The organism is Variovorax sp. dw_308 (assembly GCF_019207085.1).
Taxonomy (GTDB): Bacteria; Pseudomonadota; Gammaproteobacteria; order Burkholderiales; family Burkholderiaceae_C; genus Variovorax.
This window is the reverse complement of sequence record NZ_JAATOM010000002.1, coordinates 356,243-374,265: the sequence shown is the minus strand read 5'-3', so window position 1 is coordinate 374,265 and position 18,023 is coordinate 356,243. Positions and strand designations below refer to the sequence as shown.

The following is an 18,023-nucleotide window of genomic DNA, read 5'->3' as shown; positions in this document are numbered from 1 at the left end:
ACGATGACCGCCGTTCCGACGAGGGTGCGCAACGGCGTGCAGGTCGACGACACCTTCGCCGAGGCGTTCCCGATGAAGGCCACGCGCATCCTCATCTCCGCGCACAACCTCACCTGGGCGCGCCATGCGGCCGCGTCGGCGACGGGCCTGGCCACGTCGGTCATCGGCTGCGGATGCGAGGCGGGCATCGAGCGCGAACTGGCCCCCTCCGAGACACCCGACGGACGGCCCGGCCTCAGCGTGCTGCTGTTCGCGATGTCCGGCAAGGAACTGGCCAAGCAGGTCGAGCGCCGCGTCGGCCAATGCGTGCTCACATGCCCGACGACCGCGGTCTACGCGGGCATCGCCGAGGGCGAGGCGATTGCGCTCGGCAAGAACCTGCGCTTCTTCGGCGATGGCTGGCAGATGTCGAAGGTGATCGACGGCGTGCGCTATTGGCGCGTGCCCGTGATGGATGGTGAGTTCGTGGCCCAGGAGACGACCGCGGTGGTCAAGGGCGTGGGTGGCGGCAACCTGCTGCTGCTGTGCACCGACACCGACAGTGCGCTGGCCGTCGCGGAGGCTGCGGTGCTGGCGATGAAGGCGCTGCCCAATGTGATCATGCCCTTCCCGGGCGGCGTGGTGCGATCGGGGTCGAAGGTGGGCAGCAAGTACGCCGCGCTGAGTGCATCGACCAACGACGCGTTCTGCCCGAGCCTCTACGGCCTGGTCAGCGGCAGTGAATTGACGCCGCACACCCGCTGCGTGATGGAGATCGTGATCGACGGCCTGACCGAAGCCGATGTCGGCGCAGCGATGCGCGTGGGCATGGAGGCCGGCATTGCGCTCGGCGCAGGCAAGGGTCTGTTGCGCATTTCAGCGGGCAACTACGGCGGCAAGCTGGGGCCGTTCCACTTTCATCTGCACAAGCTGCTCGATGCGGGGGCGCAGCCATGAGCGGCTGGCGATTCGCGCTCAAGTCCCAGCCTGCGCTGCGGGTGGACCTGCGCGGCGTGACGCCTGCGGCGCTGAGCGGGATGTCAGCCGGCGATCTCGAGCGAATCACCGTGGGCCATGGCAACGCCTTCGTCCCGCTGGCGGAGTTCTTCGGCATCACGCCAAATGACGGCGACGAGGCCCTGGTCTTCGACGGCGACCTGTCGCGCTTCGATCGCGTGGGCTGGAAGATGGCGGGCGGCAGCATCCGGGTGACGGGCCCGGTCGGCCACTACACCGGTGGCTGCATGAGCGCGGGCGAAATGCTGGTCGAAGGCCGCGCGGGCCTTCTTGCCGCATGCGAAATGGCAGGTGGCCGCTTGACCGTGCTGGGCGACGTGGGAGATTTCGCGGCCGGCACTCTGCCGGGCAGCCTGGACGGCATGCGCGGTGGTGCCTTCATCGTCAAGGGCAATGCGGGGGCGCGCTTCGGCGACCGCATGCGGCGCGGCAGCGCGATCGTGCATGGCCACGCCGGCGACTTCCTCGCTTCGCGCATGGCGGCCGGGACGATCGCCGTCGGCGGGAGTGTTGGCGCGCATGTCGGGTACGGGATGCGGCGCGGCAGCGTGGTGCTGGCCTCGGCGCCCGCGGGGTTTGAGCCTGCAGCTACGTTCGTTCCAGCCATCGCGGCGGTTGATGTCATCTGGCAACTGCTGGCGCGCGATCTCGCTCGACAGGGCGGGCCGTTCGCGACGCTGGCTTCGAGACGCATCGAGCGGCACCTCGGTGACCTCTCGGCCGACGGCAAGGGTGAACTGATCGCCGCAAAATAACGGCGATGACATTGCAAATCTCCCGTCCATGCTTCGCGCTGCTCGACGATCGCGACGCGACGCGCGAACGGCCGACGAGCCGGCTCTACCAGGGCCTGGTGCGCGAGCACTGCTGCACCGATCCAGCCGCGCTCGATGGGATGTGGGCTCAGGTGGATGCGGACCTGCGCAGCGGCTTGCATGCGGTGCTGCTGATGGACTACGAATGGGGCGCCAGGCTGCTGCGGGCGGGGCATGAGCGGCTGGCGCGTGACGATGCGTCCGCGCTGCGCGTGCTGGTGTTTCGCGATCTCGCGCGACTCTCGGCCGACGAGGCAAACGAGTGGCTCGAAGGCCTCGAGTGCGGAGGCACTTCGGCGACTGGCGTGATGAACCTGTCGCCCAGTGTCGATCGGCCGGCGTTCATGGAGGCCATCGCGCGGATTCAGGAGGCCATCGCCGCTGGCGAGACCTACCAGGTCAACTACACCTTCAGGCTGCATGGCGAAGCCTATGGTTCGCCGGTGGCGCTGTATCGCAGCCTGCGCCGGCGCCAGCCCGTTTCCTATGGCGCGCTGATCGCGTTGCCGGCGAGCGAACGAAGCGATGCGGTGACGCATGTGCTCTCCTGTTCGCCGGAACTCTTCCTGCGCCACGAAGAGGGCTTGCTCACGGCCCGGCCGATGAAGGGCACGGCCTCTCGCGTGTCCCGCGCGCAGGGCCCTGAAGGCGACAGCGAGGCGGCGCGCCACCTGGCCATCGACGTCAAGAACCGGGCCGAGAACGTGATGATCGTGGACCTGCTGCGCAACGACCTGGGCCGCATCGCGCAGGTCGGCAGCGTGGAGGTCAGGGACCTGTTCGCCATCGAGGACCACAGCACGCTGTTCCAGATGACATCCACGGTGCGGGCCCGCCTGAGGCCGCAGATCGGGTTTCCGGATGTGCTGCGCGCCGCCTTTCCGTGCGGCTCGATCACGGGCGCGCCCAAGCACCACACGATGCAATTGATCGCCGGCCTGGAGACGACGCCGCGCGGGCTCTATTGCGGCGCCATCGGCTGGATGGATGCGCCGCAGGGCGGTGCGAAGGTGGGTGGGTTCTGCCTGTCGGTCGCCATTCGCACGCTCACGCTGGGGCGTGAATCGCGAGGCCTGCGACCGGTGCGCCTGGGCATCGGCGCGGGCATCGTGGCGGACAGCCGGGCCGAGGACGAGTTCGAGGAATGTCATTTGAAGGCGCGCTTCCTGACGGGTCTGGACCCGGGCTTCGAGTTGTTCGAGACGATGCTGGCGGCCTCGGAGGAGGCGGGTGCGCGGCCCGTTGTTCACCACCTCGATCGGCATCTGGCACGCATGGCGCACAGCGCGCGTGTGCTGGGTTTCGGTTTCGATCCGGCTGAAGCGAAGGCAGCGTTGGCGGAGCGCACGCTGGCGTTGACACCGGGTACGCGTTGGCGGCTGCGTCTCGCGCTGCGCCACGATGGTCGGCTGCAACTCCAGCATGCACCGCTCGCGGCGCTGGCCAGCGAGACCGTCATGCTGCGGGTGACCGACGAGCGCCTGCCCCGCTTCAATCCATTGGCCGCACACAAGACCACGCTGCGCAGGATGTATGACGAAGGCGTGCGCGCGGCAGAAGCTTGCGGCGCATTCGACAGCCTGTTCTTTTCAGAAGACGGCCGCCTCGTCGAAGGCGGTCGCACCTCGGTGTTCCTGAAGATCGAAGGGCGGTGGTGCACACCGCCGGTCAGCGACGGCGCACTGCCCGGCGTGATGCGCGCCTGCCTGCTTGAAGATGGCGCGCTGTGGGGCGCCGTCGAACGCAGCATGACCATTGCAGACCTGCGACGGGCAGAGGCCGTCGTCGTCTGCAACGCGCTGCGCGGCGCGTTGCCCGCGCAACTGCTGCACCAAGCCGTCCCAGACTCCCCCGTCGAATGGAAACCATGAGCACGCTGGACATCGTCGGCCTCTGCGGCAGCCTGCGCGCCGCCTCTCTCAACAGGATGGTGTTGAAGCTGGCCGCGTCGTCGATGCCGCAGGGCATGGCGATGGAAGTCGTCGAGTGGCGCGACGTTCCGCCATTCGACGCCGACCTTCTTGCCGCGCAGGGAATGCCGCCGCAGGTTGCCGCGCTGCGAGAGCGCATCCGGCGCGCCGATGGGGTGGTCATCGCGACGCCCGAATACAACTTCTCGATCCCCGGCATGCTGAAGAACGCGATCGACTGGATCAGCCGCGGCGAGGACCAGCCGTTCTCGCAGATGCCGGTGGCCCTTCTCAGCGCGACGCCTGGTCCACGCGGCGGCGCCGGGGTCCAGTACGACTTGCGCAAGGTGCTGCTGTATGTCAACGCGATGACCTTGGTGAAGCCCGAGGTGTTCGTCGGCGATGCGGCTGCGAAGTTCGATGCAGCGGGTCTTTGCACGGACGAAAGTACGCGCAGGGTCGTCACTGGGCAGATGGAGGCCTTTGCCAAGTGGATTGCCGCAGTCCAGCGGATGAACTGAGGGAGACTGCCGGGTGTCCCGTGACGATGGCGCTCGGCATCACGTCATCGCCGGGGATGTTGTTGCAAGCGAGCCGGAGCATCGATCGATCCGGGTCTCGTGCGCTCAAGCCGCGCGGGCCAATGCCGAGAAATCCGCGATGACCCGATCAGGCCGGCACTGCTCGATCGGCGCCCCCATGTTGTAGCCGTGAGGCAGCAGCCACACCTCGACGCCAGCGTTACGCGCGGTGGCCGCGTCGATCGACGAATCGCCGACGAATAGCGCGCGCGTCCCCGGCACGCCGAACTCGTGCAGGCAGGCGTGCACGCAAGCCGGGTTGGGCTTCTTGGTCGGCAGGCTGTCGCCGCTGATCACGCGGTCGAAGCTGTCCTGCAGGCTGTGCACGTGAAGCACGGTCTCGGTGTAGCGGGCTTCCTTGTTGGTGATGACGGCGAGCTTCACGCCGCTGGAGCGCAAGTGGGCCAGCGCTTCGCGCACCCCCGCATACAGGCGACTGCGCGTGCCGCAGCGTCGCTGGTAGTGCCTGTCGAAGATGGCCGCCGTGGAGGCCAGGCTCTCGTTGCCCCGCACCGCCGTCGCATCCGTGCCAGTGGCGAAGGCCAGCGCTTCGATCAGCAGTTCATGCGTGCCGTGCCCGATCCAGCGCTCCGCCTGCGCCTGGCCCACGGCGGGCAGTCCGAGGTAGCGCAAGGTGTCGTTCACCGCATCGCAGATCTCCGGCGCGGTCTCGACCAGTGTGCCGTCCAGGTCGAACATCACCAGGTCGTATGGGAAGGCGATCGTTGATTGCATCAGATAGCACTCAACGCCCGCTGGCGCCGTTCCATCATCCGCCAGATGAAGGGCGTGAAGATCAACTGCATCGCCAACTCCATCTTTCCGCCGGGCACGACGATGGTGTTGGCGCGCGACATCCAGGAGTCATGGATCATGCTGAGCAGGTACTGGAAGTCGATGCCCTTGGGCTGGGCGAAGCGGATCACCACCATGCTTTCATCGGCCGTCGGGATGGTGCGGGTCGTGAAGGGGTTGGAGGTGTCGACGATCGGCACGCGCTGGAAGTTCACGTGCGTGTGGTTGAACTGCGGGCAGATGTAGTGCAGGTAGTCGGGCATGCGCCGCAGGATCGTGTCGGTCACCGCCTCGGTGCTGTAGCCGCGCTGCGTCTTGTCGCGGAAGAGCTTCTGGATCCATTCCAGGTTGATCACCGGCACCACGCCGATCAGCAGGTCCGGATGCTGCGCGACGTTGACCTCGGGCGTGACCACTGCCCCATGCAGGCCCTCGTAGAAGAGCAGGTCGGTGCCCTCGGGCAGCTCTTCCCAGGGCGTGAAGGTGCCGGGTTCCTGTTCGTAGGGTGCGGCCTCGTCGGCATCGTGCAGGTACTTGCGATGCCGGCCGACGCCTGTGGCCGCATAGTCGCGGAACAGCGCCTCCAGTTCGGGGAACAGGTTGTTCTCCGCGCCGAAGTGGCTGAAGTTCATGTTGCCGGCGCGCTCGGCCTCGGCCTGGCGCTGCTTCATTTCCTTGCGGTCGTAGCGGTGGAAGCTGTCGCCTTCGATGATGGCGGCGTTCACGTTCTCGCGCCGGAAGACATGCTGGAAGGTCCGCGTGACGGAGGTGGTGCCGGCGCCTGAGGAGCCGGTGATGGCGATGATGGGGTGGCGTTCGGACATGGGTTCCTTGCGTGGTCGGACGTCAGGCGCGGAACAGGCTGCGCTTGCCGAACAGGGGGCTTTCCAGTTCCGCCCCGGCCGGTTCGCGGTGGTAGCGCTCGATGCGCTCGACCTCGCTGCGCGAGCCGAACACCAGGCCGATGCGCTGCTGCATCGATGTCGGCACCACGCCCAGCAAGGGCTGGCGCCCGGTGCTCGCACGTCCGCCGGCCTGTTCCATGATGAAGCCGATGGGGTTGGCTTCATGCAGCAGGCGCAGCGGGCCGACCTTCATCGGGTCGCGGGTGTCGCGCGGGTACAGGAAGACACCGCCGCGCATGAGGATGCGGTGCGCCTCGGCCACCATCGAGGCGATCCATCGCATCGTGAAGTCCTTGCCGCGCGCACCGGTCTTGCCGGCTTGGCATTCGTCGACGTAGCGCTTGACCGGCGCTTCCCAGAAGCGGCTGTTGGAGGCGTTGATCGCGAACTCCTCGGTCTCTGGCGGGACCTGGATGTCCGGATGGGTCAGCATGAACTCGCCGAGGTTGGGGTCCAGCGTGAACCCCGCCACGCCGTTGCCCACGGACAGCACCAGCATCGTGGTCGGCCCGTACAGCGCATAGCCCGCCGCGACTTGGGCCGCGCCCGGCTGCAGGAAGTCGGCTGCCATGACGTCGCGCCCGCTCTCGATCACCTCCGGCGGCGCGCGCAACACGCTGAAGACGCTGCCCACCGACACGTTCACCTCGATGTTGCTCGAGCCGCCGTCGAGCGGATCGAACACCAGCAGGTAGCGCCCGCGCGGGTGCTGCGCGGGGATCTGGTGCGGCTCGCTCGCATCCTCCGACGCCATGCCGGCGCAGTGGCCGCCCCAGTCGTTCATGTGGGTGAAGACCTGGTTGCTGATGACGTTGAGCGGCTTGCGCGTTTCGAGCTCGCCGCTGAGCTGGCTCGTCGCATAGCCCAATTCGCCGAAAGCGACCGCGCGAGCGATGGCCTTGCATGCCAATGCAACGTCGAGGATCAGCGCATTGAAGTCGCCGCTCGCGTCCGGAAATCGGCGGCGTTGCTCGATGAGGTAGCGCGTGAGCGTGGCGCGTTGGGAGAGGGGCATGGCGGTCTTTCAAGGTTGCTATTGGGTTTGCGCCGCCGCGTGCCAGCTGCGGAGGTCCGCGATCGTCGTGCCTTGAAGGCTGGGCAGGATGCGCAGCGCGCCGGCGAAGTCGTGGTGGGCCGTGAAGGCGTTGGGCGTGACGACTGTCGCCAGCCGTGCCGCACGCGCAGCCTTGAGTCCGTTGGCGGAATCCTCGAAGGCCAGGCATTCGGCGGGCGGCAGGCGCAGGCGCTGCAAGGTCTGGAGGTAGACCTGTGGATGCGGCTTCTTGTGCGGCGCGGTCGACGCGTCCTCGATCACCTGGAAGTAAGAGGACCAGGCCGGCCCGATGGCCGAGCGCAGCAGCGCGACGATGTTGACGGGCGAGGTCGTGGTCGCGATGGCCAGGTGCAACCCTTCGTTGAACGCCGACTCGATCAGCTTGAGCACGCCCGGACGCAATTGGACGCTGCCCTCTTGGACCCTGCGCTCGTAGCCGGCCGTCTTGTGGTCATGGATGTGTTGCACGGTGTCGGCCAGCGCGCCGGCGTCGATGGCCCTGATGTCGCCGCGCGTCTCCCGCCAGTAATGGGTGATGCGCTCCTTGCCGCCGGAGACTTCCAGCAGCCGCGTGTAGAGCGGTACGTCCCAATGCCAGTCGAGGCCTGCTTCGGCAAAGGCCTCGTTGAATGCGGCGCGATGGGCGTGCTCGGTATTCGCCAGCGTGCCGTCGACGTCGAAGATCAGTGCGCGCAGGCGAGGGGAGGTCATGGGGAGGTTCCTTGGGGGGCGGGCCGGGCACAGCCCGGCCCCGGGGGCTCGTTGGTAAACACGCGGCTGGCCAGGATGTCGCTCGCGGCAAGGGTGCTGAGCGCCTCGGCCGTCAGCGGGCTGTCGCGGTCGGCGTACAGGCGGCTGGCCTGGCGCAGGCGTGCACGGTCGAGCGCATTGCGCACGCTGCGCGCATTGGCGAAGTGAGGCTGCGCGATGCGCCGCTGCAGGTAGGCGTCGAAGGCTTCACGCGCGCCGGCGCCGAAGCGGTAGTGCGCGGATTCGAGTTGCAGCCCGGCGATCTGCAGCAGCTCGGCGCCGTCGTAGTCCGGAAAATCGAGGTGGTGCGCGATGCGCGAGCTCATGCCGGGGTTGGACTGGAAGAAGGTATTCATCCGGTCCTTGTAGCCCGCGAGGATCACCACCAGGTCGTCGCGCTGGTTCTCCATCACCTGCAGCAGGATCTCGATGGCCTCCTGCCCGTAGTCGCGCTCGTTGTCCGGGCGGTAGAGGTAGTACGCCTCGTCGATGAACAGCACGCCGCCCATCGCCTTCTTCAGCACTTCCTTGGTCTTGGGTGCGGTATGGCCGATGTACTGGCCGACCAGGTCGTCGCGCGTCACACTGACGACGTGGCCCTTGCGAACGTAGCCCAGGCTGTGGAGGATCTTCGCCATCCGCATTGCCACCGTGGTCTTGCCGGTGCCGGGATTGCCGGTGAAGCACATGTGCAGCGATGGCGCCTGCGCGGCCAGGCCGTGCTGTGCGCGCAGCTTGTCGATCACCAGCAGCGCGGCGATGTCGCGGATGCGGGACTTGACCGGCACCAGGCCGATCAGGTCGCGCTCCAATTCGTCCAGCACCGACTCCACCTTGCTCTCTGCCAGCACGTCGGCGACCGAGCGCGGCCGTATCGGCGCCGTGGGCTCAACCGCCGCCTCGGCCGCCTCGGGCATGGCGGTGGCCTTGGCGCCGGGTATGGCGTAGAGCGGTGCGGTCATGCGAGTGTCCTGCTGTCGTTCAGTTGCCGTAGCGCTGCGACTCCGGCCGCTCGGTGGCGTAGCTGCGCACCGTGTAGCGCATGGTCCGGCCGTTGGACTCCTGCCGCACCAGGCCGAATCCGGGCTCCTCCGCGGGCCGGTTCACGATGAAGCTCATCGTGATGGTCTCCACGCCGCGCGTCGAGTCGAAGGCCATCATGCGGATGTAGTGGCTGGGGAAGGCCTTGCGGCAGGCCTGCAGTTCCATCATCACGCCCGCCGCGTCGTGCAGGTCGAACATCGGCGCGCCGTGCATCTCCCAGTAGGTGTTGCGGGGGTGCGGGTCGTCGGTGTACTCGACGCTCCAGGCGTAGCCCTTGTCGAGGCCGTACTGGATCTGCGCGGTGATCTCGTCGTCGCTGAGGTCGGGCAGGAAGCTGAACTGGCCTTGCGTGATGCGGCCGGTGGGGTTGGTCATCATGGTGTGGGTCTCCTCAGGCGACGGATGGCGTGGTGGCGAAATCGCTGGTATCGGTGGGCGTGTAGTTGAAGGAGATGTCGCCCCAGGTGTCGAGCGCCTGCTTCAGCGGCGTGCAGAAGCGCGCGGCGGCCTGCAGGATCTCCGGCCCTTCGTTCCGGATGTCGCGGCCTTCGTTGCGCGCCTTGACCATGCATTCGAGCGCCACCCGGTTGGCCACCGCGCCGGCCTGGATGCCGCCCGGGTGCCCGATGGTGCCGCCGCCGAACTGCAGCACCACGTCGTCGCCGAACAGGTCGATCAGCTGGTGCATCTGCCCGGCATGGATGCCGCCGGAGGCCACCGGCATCACCTTCTTCAGGTCGGCCCAGTCCTGGTCGTAGAACAGGCCGCGCGGCAGGTCCTTCTTCGTGTAGCTGTCGCGGCACACGTTGTAGTAGCCCTGCACCGTCATCGGATCGCCTTCCAGCTTGCCGACCGCCGTGCCGGTGTGCATGTGATCCACGCCGGCCAGCCGCAGCCACTTGGCGATGACGCGGAAGCTCACGCCGTGGTTCTTCTGCCGCGTGTAGGTGCCGTGACCGGCGCGGTGCAGGTGCAGGATCATGTCGTTGCGGCGCGCCCAGTTGCACATGCTCTGGATGGCCGACCAGCCGATCACCAGGTCGATCATGACGATGACCGAACCCAGGTCCTTGGCGAACTCGGCGCGTTCGTAGATGTCTTCCATCGTTGCGCCGGTCACGTTCAGGTAGCTGCCCTTGACCTCGCCGGTGGCGGCGCTCGCCTTGTTCACCGCGTCCATCACGTAGAGGAAGCGGTCGCGCCAGTGCATGAAGGGTTGCGAGTTGATGTTCTCGTCGTCCTTCATGAAGTCCAGCCCGCCCTTCAGCCCCTCGTACACCACGCGGCCGTAGTTGCGGCCGGAGAGGCCCAGCTTCGGCTTGGTGGTGGCGCCCAGCAAGGGACGGCCGAACTTGTCGAGCCGCTCGCGCTCCACGATGAGTCCGGTCGGCGGTCCCTTGAAGGTCTTCACGTAGGCCACCGGGATGCGGATGTCCTCCAGCCGCGCCGCCTTCAGCGGCTTGAAGGAGAACACGTTGCCGATCAGGCTGGCCGTCATGTTGGCGATCGAGCCTTCCTCGAACAGGATGATGTCGTAGGCCACCCAGGCGAAGTACTGGCCCGGCTGCCCCGGCACCGGGTCGACCCTGTAGGCCTTGGCGCGGTAGCTGTCGCAGGCGGTCAGCCTGTCCGTCCACACCACGGTCCAGGTGGCGGTGCTGGATTCGCCGGCCACCGCCGCGGCGGCCTCCACCGGGTCCACGCCGTCCTGCGGCGTGATGCGGAACAGGCAGAGCACGTCGGTGTCCTTCGGCTCGTAGTGCGGGTCCCAGTAGCCCATCTGGCGGTACTTCAGGACGCCCGCGCTGTAGCGCTTCCTCTCATTGGTGACCACGGTTGCGTCGGTGATCAGGCCTTCTTCGTAGGGTTTGTTCAAGTGGGCCTCCAAGCCGGGAAAGTGGGTAGGAAGGGCCACTGTATGAACCGGACGAGCTAAGGTAAATTCACGATTTGTTTGCGGGTCGTTAAGGAAATACTTAACCATGCACATCACCTTTCGCCAGTTGCGCGTCTTCGTGGAGGTTGCCCACCAGGGCAGCGTGCAGCGCGCGGCAGAGGCGCTGCACCTCACGCCGCCCGCGGTGTCGATGCAGATCAAGGAGGTGGAATTGCAGGTCGGCATGCCGCTGTTCGACCGCACCGGGCGGCGCCTGTCGCTGTCGACCACGGGCGAATACTTCCTCGTCTACGCGCGCCGACTGCTCGCCACCTTCAAGGAAGCGGAGGATGCGATGGCCCGCTTCAAGGGCGTCGAGTCGGGCAAGCTGACCATCGGCATGGTGAGTTCGGCCAAGTACTTCCTGCCGCAGTTGCTCGCGCAGTTCCATGCAGAGCATCCCGCCGTCGACGTACGCCTGCGCCTGGGCAATCGCGAGCAACTGGCCGCGCTGATGGAAGCCAATGAAGTCGATCTCTCGGTCATGGGTCGCGCGCCGCGGGAATGGCCCAACCGGGCCGAACCGTTTGCGATGCACCCGCATGTGCTGGTGACATCGCCCCACCACCCGTTCGCCAAGGCCGAGGCCATCCCGGCTGCCGCATTGGTGCGTGAAGGCTTCATCGTGCGCGAGCAGGGCTCGGGCACGCGCGCGGCGCTGGAGGAATTCCTGGCGGCGCATCGGCTGCAGCCGATGTTCATCATGGAGTTGCCGAGCGACGAGGCCATCAAGCAGGTGGTGATGGCGGGGCTCGGTGTCAGCCTGGTGTCGCTGCACACCATCGGTCTGGAATGGCGCAACGGCCTGATCGCGGCGCCGTCCGTGGAGGGCTTGCCCTTGATGCGGCGCTGGCACCTCGTGAATGCCGTGGCCAAGATGCTGTCGCCAGCCGCCGAGGCCTTTCGCTACTTCATGCTGGAACGGGCCGAGGCGCACATGGCTGCGATGTTCGGGACCGAGATGGAGCAGCCGTAGCCGAGGGCCGGTGCCTCACCAATACCCCAGCACCTTCCACCACACCCCGCCCAGCACCGCGAAGATCAGCAACTCGACCACGCACATCACGAAGCCCACGCGCCACCAGACGCCCAGCGTGACGAAGCCGCTGCCGAAGATGATGGGTGAGGTGCCCGTCGCATAGTGCGTCAGCGTCATCATGATCGACGACCCCGCGGCCATCATCAGCATGAAAGGCGCCGCGTATTCGGCCGGGATCAGTTGCGCCCCGACCGCCAGGAACGCGAGCAGCATCGCGCTGATGTGCGCCGTGGTGCTGGCGAACAGGTAGTGCGAGAAGACGAAGGCCAGCACCAGCGTCGCCGCGATGGCGAGCCAGCCCATGCCGCTGGCCACGATGGCGTCCTTCATCGCCTCCGAAAACCAGGTGATCACGCCCAGCTTGTTGAGTTGCTCGGCCATCATCACCAGCGCGCCGAACCACACCAGCGTGTCCCAGGCGCTCTTCTCCGACAGCACGTCGTCCCAGTCGATGGTGCCGGTGATGATGAGCACGAAGAGGCCGAGGAACGCGACCACCGTCGGGTCCAGCGTGAAGGCCGGGCCGAGCAGCATCGCCGGCACGTTGGCCCACAGCAGGAGCAGCAGGGCGAAGGTGCCGAGCATCACCTTTTCCTTCGGCGACAGCGGCCCCATGCGCGCGAGTTCGGTGCGTGCGAATTCCACCGCGTTGGGCGTCGCCTTCAGCTGCGGCGGCGAGAGCACATAGATCACCAACGGCATCACCAGCAGGCAGGCCAGGCCCGGCAGCAGCATGCACAGCGCCCACGTCGTCCAGGTCAGATGAAGGCTACCGCCGCTGGCTTTGGCGATGTAGTCCAGCACCAGCGGATTGGGCGCAGTGGCCGTGACGAACATCGCCGAGGTGAGCGGATTGGCGTGGTAGTTGACCAGCGCCAGGTAGGTGCCGACCTTGCCCTCGGTGCCCTTGGCCGGATCGGAGTCGAAGGCGTTGGCGATCGACTTCATGATCGGATGCACGATGCCGCCGCCGCGCGCCGTGTTGCTGGGCGTGAAGGGCGCCAGCACCAGTTCGCACACCGTCAGGCCGTAGCCGATGCCGATGGTGCGCTTGCCCAGCAACTCGACGAACAGCAGGCCGATGCGGCTGCCCAGGCCGGTCTTCTTCAGGCCGCGTGAAATCAGGATCGCCACCACGATGAGCCAGATCAGCGGATTGGCGAAGCTGCTCAGCGCGTCGGCGATCGCGCCCTTCGACGAGTCCGCCGTGACCTGCGACAGCGAGACGATCACGATCGCCATCATGGCCATGACGCCGATCGGCATGACCTTGAGGATGATCGCGACGATCGTCGTCAGGAAGATGGCCACCAGGTCCCAGGCCTTCGGCGTGAGGCCTTGGGGCGTGGGCATCAACAGCAGCGCGAACAACACGACCGTGGCGATCAGCGCAGGTCCGAGCCGGAAGGGCACCGCTTCGTTGAAATAGCGAAACGTCGCCTTGAGACGCGCGAGCATGGTGCGATCCTCAGCGTTGGGGGGCAGGCGGCGGTGCCGGCGGGGCGCCAGTGTCGTGCGGTTTCGGCTCCGGCGCAACGCAAGCGCCGGCAAGTCAACACGTCGGGAAGTTTTCCCTGTCGCCGCAGAAAGACACCGCATACCTTGGGCGATGGGCGCGCACGCGCGTCCGGTTCAGAAGAATTTCGTAGCCCGAGGAGACTCCACAGATGAAGCATCGCCGCGTTCGATTTCCCGTCTTTTCATTGGCGCCGCTGGCCGCGGCCAGCCTGCTGTTGTGCCACTCGATGCAAGCCGCCGCGCAGGATGCGGCAGCCCCGCCACCAATGCTGCCCACCATCACGGTCGTCACGCCGACACCGCTGCCCGGCATCGACGTGCCGCGCGACAACATCCCGTCCAATGTGCAGACGAGCACCGGTGCCGACATGGAGCGCATTCATGCGCCGGACCTGTCGAACTACCTCTCGCGCGCGATCGGCGGCGTCACCGTGAACGAGACCCAGGGCAACCCGTTCCAGCCCGACATCAACTACCGCGGCTTCACCGCATCCCCGCTGCTCGGCACGCCGCAGGGCCTGTCGGTGTACATGGACGGCGTGCGGCTGAACCAGCCCTTCGGCGACGTGGTGAGCTGGGACCTGATCCCGCGCTCGGCCATCTCGACGATGGCGCTGATGCCCGGCAGCAACCCGCTGTTCGGCCTCAACACGCTGGGCGGCGCAATTGCCATCCAGACCAAGGACGGCCTGCACAACCCCGGCACCTCGGTGCAGTTGTCGGGCGGCTCCTGGGGCCGCGCCGCGCTCGAGTTCGAGACCGGCGGCAGCGACAAGGAAAGCGGCTGGAACTGGTTCGTCACCGGCAACGGCCTGCACGAGAACGGCTGGCGCGTCGACTCGCCTTCCGACGTGCGGCAGCTCTTTGCCAAGGTCGGCCGCACCACGCGCGACGGCAGCGTCTACTTGTCGGCCTCGTTCGCCGACAACGACCTCACCGGCAACGGCACGCAGGAAATCGGCGCGCTGCAGCGCGACTGGTCCAGCGTGCGCACCATTCCCGACAACACCAGGAACAAGGCCGCCTCCGTCAACCTGGCGATCACCCAGGCCCTGAACGACACCTGGACCGCCTCGGGCAACATCTACTACCGCAACATCAAGACCAACACATTCAACGGCGACCTCAACGACGATTCGTTCGAGGAGTCGGTCTACCAGCCAAGCGCGGCCGAACGCGCGGCATTGGCCGCGGCCGGCTTCACCGGCTACCCGAGCAGCGGCGCCACCGCCGCCAACACGCCGTTCCCCAAGTGGCGCTGCATCGCCAACGCCCTGCTGAACACCGAGCCGAACGAGAAGTGCAACGGCCTCATCAACCGCACCGAGTCGAAGCAGGACAACTACGGCCTGGCGGCGCAACTGTCCGCCGACGCCAAGACCGGCGACATCGGGCACTTGTTCGTGGTGGGCGCGGCCTATGACGGCAACCGCACCACCTTCGGGCAGAGCACCCAGTTCGGCTATCTCAACCCCGACCGCACGGTCACGCCGGTGTTCGGCCCCGGCGCCTTCGCGGATGGCTCGCAGGATTCGGAGAACGCCTTCGATGCGCGTGTCGCCTTGTCGAGCCGCTCGAACACCAGCAGCCTGTATGCCACCGACACCATCGAATTCAACAAGCAGACGCACCTCACGTTGTCGGGTCGCTACAACTACACCAAGGTCGACAACACCGACGGCATCACGCCCGGCGGCGGCCCCGGCTCGCTGGATGGCAGCTACACCTTCAGCCGGTTCAACCCCGCGATCGGGCTGACCTTCGCGCCGAGCGAGGCCGTCACGGTGTACGCCGGCGTGAACCAGGGCAGCCGCGCGCCGACGGCGATCGAACTGGGTTGCGCCGATCCGGCCAGCCCGTGCAAGCTGCCCAACTCATTCGCCGGCGACCCGCCGCTCAAGCAGGTGGTGACGACGACCTTCGAGGCCGGCCTGCGCGGCATCGTGTCGCAGAAGATGGCCTGGAACTTCGGCGTGTTCCGCTCCGACAACAAGGATGACCTGCTCTTCGTGTCCGACAATTCGGCCGGCTTCGGCTACTTCAAGAATTTCGGCAAGACGCGCAGGCAGGGCATCGAGATGGGCTTGAGCGCCAAGCCCACGGGCGGCCTCACGCTGGGCGGCAACTTCATGCTGCTCGACGCCACCTATCGCAGCGCCGAGACGGTGGGTGGGTCGGGCAACAGCACCAACGACCAGGCGCTGGCCGGCTTCCCGGGCACCGATGGCACCATCCAGATCCGGCCGGGCGACCGCATCCCGTTGCTGCCGCGGCAAGTGCTCAAGCTGTACGCCGACTACGAGCCGACCGCGCAGTGGCGCATCGGCATGGACATGGTCGCGTCGAGCGGTTCCAACCTGCGCGGCAACGAGAACGGCCTGCACACGCCCGACGGCGTGTACTACACCGGGCCGGGGCGCAGCGCGGGCTACGCGGTGTTCAACCTTGGCGTGGACTACAAGCCGCGGCCGGGGTTGAAGTTCTTCGTGCAGGTGACCAACCTATTCAACACGAAGTACACGACCGGCGGCCAACTCGGCGCCAACGGCTTCACGAACACCGGTGCCTACATCGCACGCGGCCTGCCGCAGAACGCCAATGGCGACTTCCCTGTGAGCCAAAGCAGCCTGATGTCGCCGGGCGCGCCGCGCGCCGGCTGGGTGGGGGTGCGCTACACCTTCGGGACCTGAACCCAGCCGCGGGCGGGACTCCGGACGCAAAAAAACCGCGACTGCTGCAAGGGCAGCCGCGGTGTCCTGGAGACGGAGGACGGCGACTCGTCAAATGCGAGCCGCGCGCCCTCGCTCAGGCTGCGACCGATTCGGCTTCGCGATGCGGGGCCTGGCCGCCTTGGCTCTGCGCAGCCTGGAGGGCTTCGACAACTTCGACGGTCTGGGCGACCGCGGCAGATGCAACGGCCGCGACGGCTGCCGCAGCTGCCGCTGCGGTGGCTTCGCCCACTTCGACCAACGCGGTGCGCTTCGACCGCTTGGCCGGTGCACGCCCGCGTGGTGCGGCGGTCATCGCCTTCGCCGGCCGCGGGCGCGCTGCGCGCCTTGCCGGGGGCGGGGTCTGGGCGACAGCTGGCGCCTCGGCCACGACGGACGCCACCGTGTCCTTGCTCATCGAGCGCTTCAGTTCATCGAAGGCCTCTGTCGTGTAGCGCGCAACCTTCTCGATTTCAGGCACCGCCTCTGGCATGGCCAGGAATCCGATCTGGAAGCGATCGGCCAGCGAGACGGATGTGACGTTGAGCAACTGGCCGGCGGGTACCACCGAGACCGGCAGCACCATCTCGACCGCGGCGCCCATCAGGTAGCGCGGTTCGGCAAAGCCGAACGGGTTGGAAATCATCAGGTTGCTGATCGGCAGCCCGGTCTTCAGGCCGGCTTTCTCCACCATGGCCGGCACGCCGTGCACGAGCGTGGTGTAGAGCATCACCACCTCATTCGTCGACTTCTCGATGACGCTCTTGACGGTGGCGGTTTCGGCACGCACAGCGGCCAATCGCTTTTCCGGGCTCAAGCCTGGCGAACCGAGCGGAAACTGCAGCACGGCGATCTGGTTGCCGCCGCTGGCAGCCGCCAGCGCGACCGGCATCGCCGTGATCAGCGCGCCCTTGGGCCGCTTGCCCTGCTCTTCCAGGTAGCGAGCCAGGGCCATGTCGACGGTGGTGAGCAGCAGGTCGTTCAGCGTGCACCCATGGGCCTTGCCGAATGCCTTCATCTCGCGCACGGGCAAGGTGCAGTAGGCGAAGCTGCGCTTCGAGGAAGCCTTGCCACCGAGCGCGCGCGGCACGCGGGTGTAGGGCAACGAAAGGCTCTTGAAGCCGCCGACGCCGAGCGTCTTCAGGCTCTGCCTGGCAAGCATGGCGTAGAGGCCGACTGCCGACGCGGCAGTTCCCTTGACCAGGCCCAGGACGCTGCCCAGCCGCCCAGCGACGGATTTGCGCACCGGGCCCTCTTGCGCCGGCCGTGAGACGCCTTCCCACATCGCGCGCACGGTGGTGTCGGTCGCGGAAGTGGCGAGCCAGCCCGAGATCGCCTGCACGAAGCCGCGGCCGTCGATGATGCCGTGATGGGTCTTGCCGTAGAGGGCCACCTTGCCACCTTCGAGGCCGTCGATCACGTACAGCTCCCAGAGCAACTTGCTGCGGTCCAGGCGCTTTTCATGCAGTTCGCAGACAAGCTTGGAAAGCTGCTGGAAACTGCCCGGCGCAGCGAGGGTGATGCGGTGCACATGTGCGGCGACGTCCGCATTCGGATCGACCTCCAGCGTGGGCAACCCGAGCGGTTGCATGCGCAGCTTGTAGCTGAAGGGCACGCCCGGTGGACGCTTGAGCATCTGGGTGACGAGCCGGTCGGCGAAGGTTGCGCGGCCGCGTGCGGGCGGGTCGAGCATGATCAGCGGGCCGATGTTGAACGGACGCTCGGGCGTCTCGAGCACGAACATGGCCGCATCGATGATGGAAAGGGCTGGCATGGGGGTCTCCTCCTGAATCTGTTAGTTGGTTTTTTCACTCATCCTGTACTTTGCGTGCAGGACTGGGCGAGGTGACGGCCTCGCTGTAGCCTCATAGTATTACCCATCCTCCGTGGTGGTCCGTTGGGTGCCGGCGTGAAGAAATGGCGGTTCTCACGCTTCGACAAGCGCAAGCCGGCGTCAGGCACGCGCTGGCTT

The 18,023-nt window shown here is 66.9% G+C and carries 15 protein-coding genes; 6 read left to right on the top strand and 9 right to left on the bottom strand.

All coding sequences use genetic code 11. The features are described from left to right. Nucleotides 1–3 precede the first annotated feature (3 nt). Genes fhcD through HCU76_RS04950 form a run of 4 tightly spaced genes read left to right on the top strand, consistent with a single transcriptional unit; the run spans nucleotide 4 to nucleotide 4,242 of the window. Nucleotides 4–936, top strand: a complete 933-nt coding sequence (gene fhcD / locus HCU76_RS04965) for a formylmethanofuran--tetrahydromethanopterin N-formyltransferase (RefSeq protein ID WP_213954816.1) — start codon at nucleotides 4–6, stop codon at nucleotides 934–936. Then, the gene (locus HCU76_RS04960) at nucleotides 933–1,751 is read left to right on the top strand and encodes a formylmethanofuran dehydrogenase subunit C (RefSeq protein ID WP_213954817.1); all 819 of its coding nucleotides are present in this window, start codon (nucleotides 933–935) and stop codon (nucleotides 1,749–1,751) included. Before fhcD ends, HCU76_RS04960 begins: the two co-directional genes overlap by 4 nt. A 5-nt stretch (nucleotides 1,752–1,756) precedes the next feature. Then, entirely contained in the window at nucleotides 1,757–3,682 is a 1,926-nt protein-coding gene (locus HCU76_RS04955; RefSeq protein ID WP_213954818.1) for a chorismate-binding protein, read from the top strand. After that, a complete protein-coding gene (locus HCU76_RS04950) occupies nucleotides 3,679–4,242 on the top strand; it encodes an NADPH-dependent FMN reductase (RefSeq protein ID WP_256353994.1) in 564 nt (187 codons plus the stop codon). Before HCU76_RS04955 ends, HCU76_RS04950 begins: the two co-directional genes overlap by 4 nt. 105 nt (nucleotides 4,243–4,347) lie before the next feature. Here the strand turns inward: HCU76_RS04950 and HCU76_RS04945 are convergent, their stop codons facing one another. The 7 genes from HCU76_RS04945 to HCU76_RS04915 are packed head-to-tail and all read right to left on the bottom strand — an operon-like array spanning nucleotide 4,348 to nucleotide 10,726. Continuing rightward, entirely contained in the window at nucleotides 4,348–5,037 is a 690-nt protein-coding gene (locus HCU76_RS04945) for an HAD-IA family hydrolase (protein WP_213954819.1), read from the bottom strand. Beyond that, nucleotides 5,037–5,921, bottom strand: a complete 885-nt coding sequence (locus HCU76_RS04940; protein ID WP_213954820.1) for a phosphoribulokinase — start codon at nucleotides 5,919–5,921, stop codon at nucleotides 5,037–5,039. The genes HCU76_RS04945 and HCU76_RS04940 overlap by 1 nt, the downstream gene beginning before the upstream one ends. A gap of 22 nt (nucleotides 5,922–5,943) precedes the next feature. Further along, the gene (locus tag HCU76_RS04935) at nucleotides 5,944–7,017 is read right to left on the bottom strand and encodes a class 1 fructose-bisphosphatase (protein ID WP_213954821.1); all 1,074 of its coding nucleotides are present in this window, start codon (nucleotides 7,015–7,017) and stop codon (nucleotides 5,944–5,946) included. A gap of 18 nt (nucleotides 7,018–7,035) precedes the next feature. Then, nucleotides 7,036–7,767, bottom strand: a complete 732-nt coding sequence (locus tag HCU76_RS04930; RefSeq protein ID WP_213954822.1) for an HAD-IA family hydrolase — start codon at nucleotides 7,765–7,767, stop codon at nucleotides 7,036–7,038. Continuing rightward, nucleotides 7,764–8,768, bottom strand: a complete 1,005-nt coding sequence (gene cbbX, locus HCU76_RS04925; protein ID WP_213954823.1) for a CbbX protein — start codon at nucleotides 8,766–8,768, stop codon at nucleotides 7,764–7,766. The genes HCU76_RS04930 and cbbX overlap by 4 nt, the downstream gene beginning before the upstream one ends. A 19-nt stretch (nucleotides 8,769–8,787) precedes the next feature. Next, nucleotides 8,788–9,228 carry a ribulose bisphosphate carboxylase small subunit gene (locus HCU76_RS04920; RefSeq protein WP_213954824.1) on the bottom strand — a complete coding sequence of 147 codons (441 nt, stop codon included), beginning with the start codon at nucleotides 9,226–9,228 and terminating at the stop codon, nucleotides 8,788–8,790. A 13-nt stretch (nucleotides 9,229–9,241) separates the two neighbouring features. After that, a complete protein-coding gene (locus HCU76_RS04915) occupies nucleotides 9,242–10,726 on the bottom strand; it encodes a ribulose-bisphosphate carboxylase large subunit (protein ID WP_213954825.1) in 1,485 nt (494 codons plus the stop codon). A gap of 106 nt (nucleotides 10,727–10,832) precedes the next feature. Here HCU76_RS04915 and HCU76_RS04910 point away from each other — a divergent pair, with 106 nt between their 5' ends. Then, nucleotides 10,833–11,762, top strand: a complete 930-nt coding sequence (locus tag HCU76_RS04910; RefSeq protein WP_213954826.1) for a LysR substrate-binding domain-containing protein — start codon at nucleotides 10,833–10,835, stop codon at nucleotides 11,760–11,762. Between the two features lie 15 nt (nucleotides 11,763–11,777). Here HCU76_RS04910 and HCU76_RS04905 read toward each other — a convergent pair whose 3' ends face one another. Further along, entirely contained in the window at nucleotides 11,778–13,283 is a 1,506-nt protein-coding gene (locus tag HCU76_RS04905; RefSeq protein WP_213954827.1) for a DASS family sodium-coupled anion symporter, read from the bottom strand. 209 nt (nucleotides 13,284–13,492) lie between these two features. On the opposite strand from HCU76_RS04905, the gene HCU76_RS04900 reads away from it, so the two are divergent. Further along, nucleotides 13,493–16,033: a TonB-dependent receptor gene (locus HCU76_RS04900; RefSeq protein ID WP_213954828.1), complete on the top strand. Its 2,541-nt coding sequence runs from the start codon at nucleotides 13,493–13,495 to the stop codon at nucleotides 16,031–16,033. A gap of 115 nt (nucleotides 16,034–16,148) precedes the next feature. Here HCU76_RS04900 and HCU76_RS04895 read toward each other — a convergent pair whose 3' ends face one another. Beyond that, nucleotides 16,149–17,825: a wax ester/triacylglycerol synthase domain-containing protein gene (locus HCU76_RS04895; RefSeq protein WP_213954829.1), complete on the bottom strand. Its 1,677-nt coding sequence runs from the start codon at nucleotides 17,823–17,825 to the stop codon at nucleotides 16,149–16,151. Nucleotides 17,826–18,023: the final 198 nt, after the last annotated feature.

Excerpts from the sequence above, each read along its gene's own strand:
- fhcD (WP_213954816.1), top strand. The coding sequence starts at position 4 with ATGACCGCCGTTCCGACGAGGGTGCGCAACGGCGTGCAGGTCGACGAC.
- HCU76_RS04960 (WP_213954817.1), top strand. The coding sequence starts at position 933 with ATGAGCGGCTGGCGATTCGCGCTCAAGTCCCAGCCTGCGCTGCGGGTG.
- HCU76_RS04955 (WP_213954818.1), top strand. The coding sequence starts at position 1,757 with ATGACATTGCAAATCTCCCGTCCATGCTTCGCGCTGCTCGACGATCGC.
- HCU76_RS04950 (WP_256353994.1), top strand. The coding sequence starts at position 3,679 with ATGAGCACGCTGGACATCGTCGGCCTCTGCGGCAGCCTGCGCGCCGCC.
- HCU76_RS04945 (WP_213954819.1), bottom strand. The coding sequence starts at position 5,037 with ATGCAATCAACGATCGCCTTCCCATACGACCTGGTGATGTTCGACCTG.
- HCU76_RS04940 (WP_213954820.1), bottom strand. The coding sequence starts at position 5,921 with ATGTCCGAACGCCACCCCATCATCGCCATCACCGGCTCCTCAGGCGCC.
- HCU76_RS04935 (WP_213954821.1), bottom strand. The coding sequence starts at position 7,017 with ATGCCCCTCTCCCAACGCGCCACGCTCACGCGCTACCTCATCGAGCAA.
- HCU76_RS04930 (WP_213954822.1), bottom strand. The coding sequence starts at position 7,767 with ATGACCTCCCCTCGCCTGCGCGCACTGATCTTCGACGTCGACGGCACG.
- cbbX (WP_213954823.1), bottom strand. The coding sequence starts at position 8,768 with ATGACCGCACCGCTCTACGCCATACCCGGCGCCAAGGCCACCGCCATG.
- HCU76_RS04920 (WP_213954824.1), bottom strand. The coding sequence starts at position 9,228 with ATGATGACCAACCCCACCGGCCGCATCACGCAAGGCCAGTTCAGCTTC.
- HCU76_RS04910 (WP_213954826.1), top strand. The coding sequence starts at position 10,833 with ATGCACATCACCTTTCGCCAGTTGCGCGTCTTCGTGGAGGTTGCCCAC.
- HCU76_RS04905 (WP_213954827.1), bottom strand. The coding sequence starts at position 13,283 with ATGCTCGCGCGTCTCAAGGCGACGTTTCGCTATTTCAACGAAGCGGTG.
- HCU76_RS04900 (WP_213954828.1), top strand. The coding sequence starts at position 13,493 with ATGAAGCATCGCCGCGTTCGATTTCCCGTCTTTTCATTGGCGCCGCTG.
- HCU76_RS04895 (WP_213954829.1), bottom strand. The coding sequence starts at position 17,825 with ATGCCAGCCCTTTCCATCATCGATGCGGCCATGTTCGTGCTCGAGACG.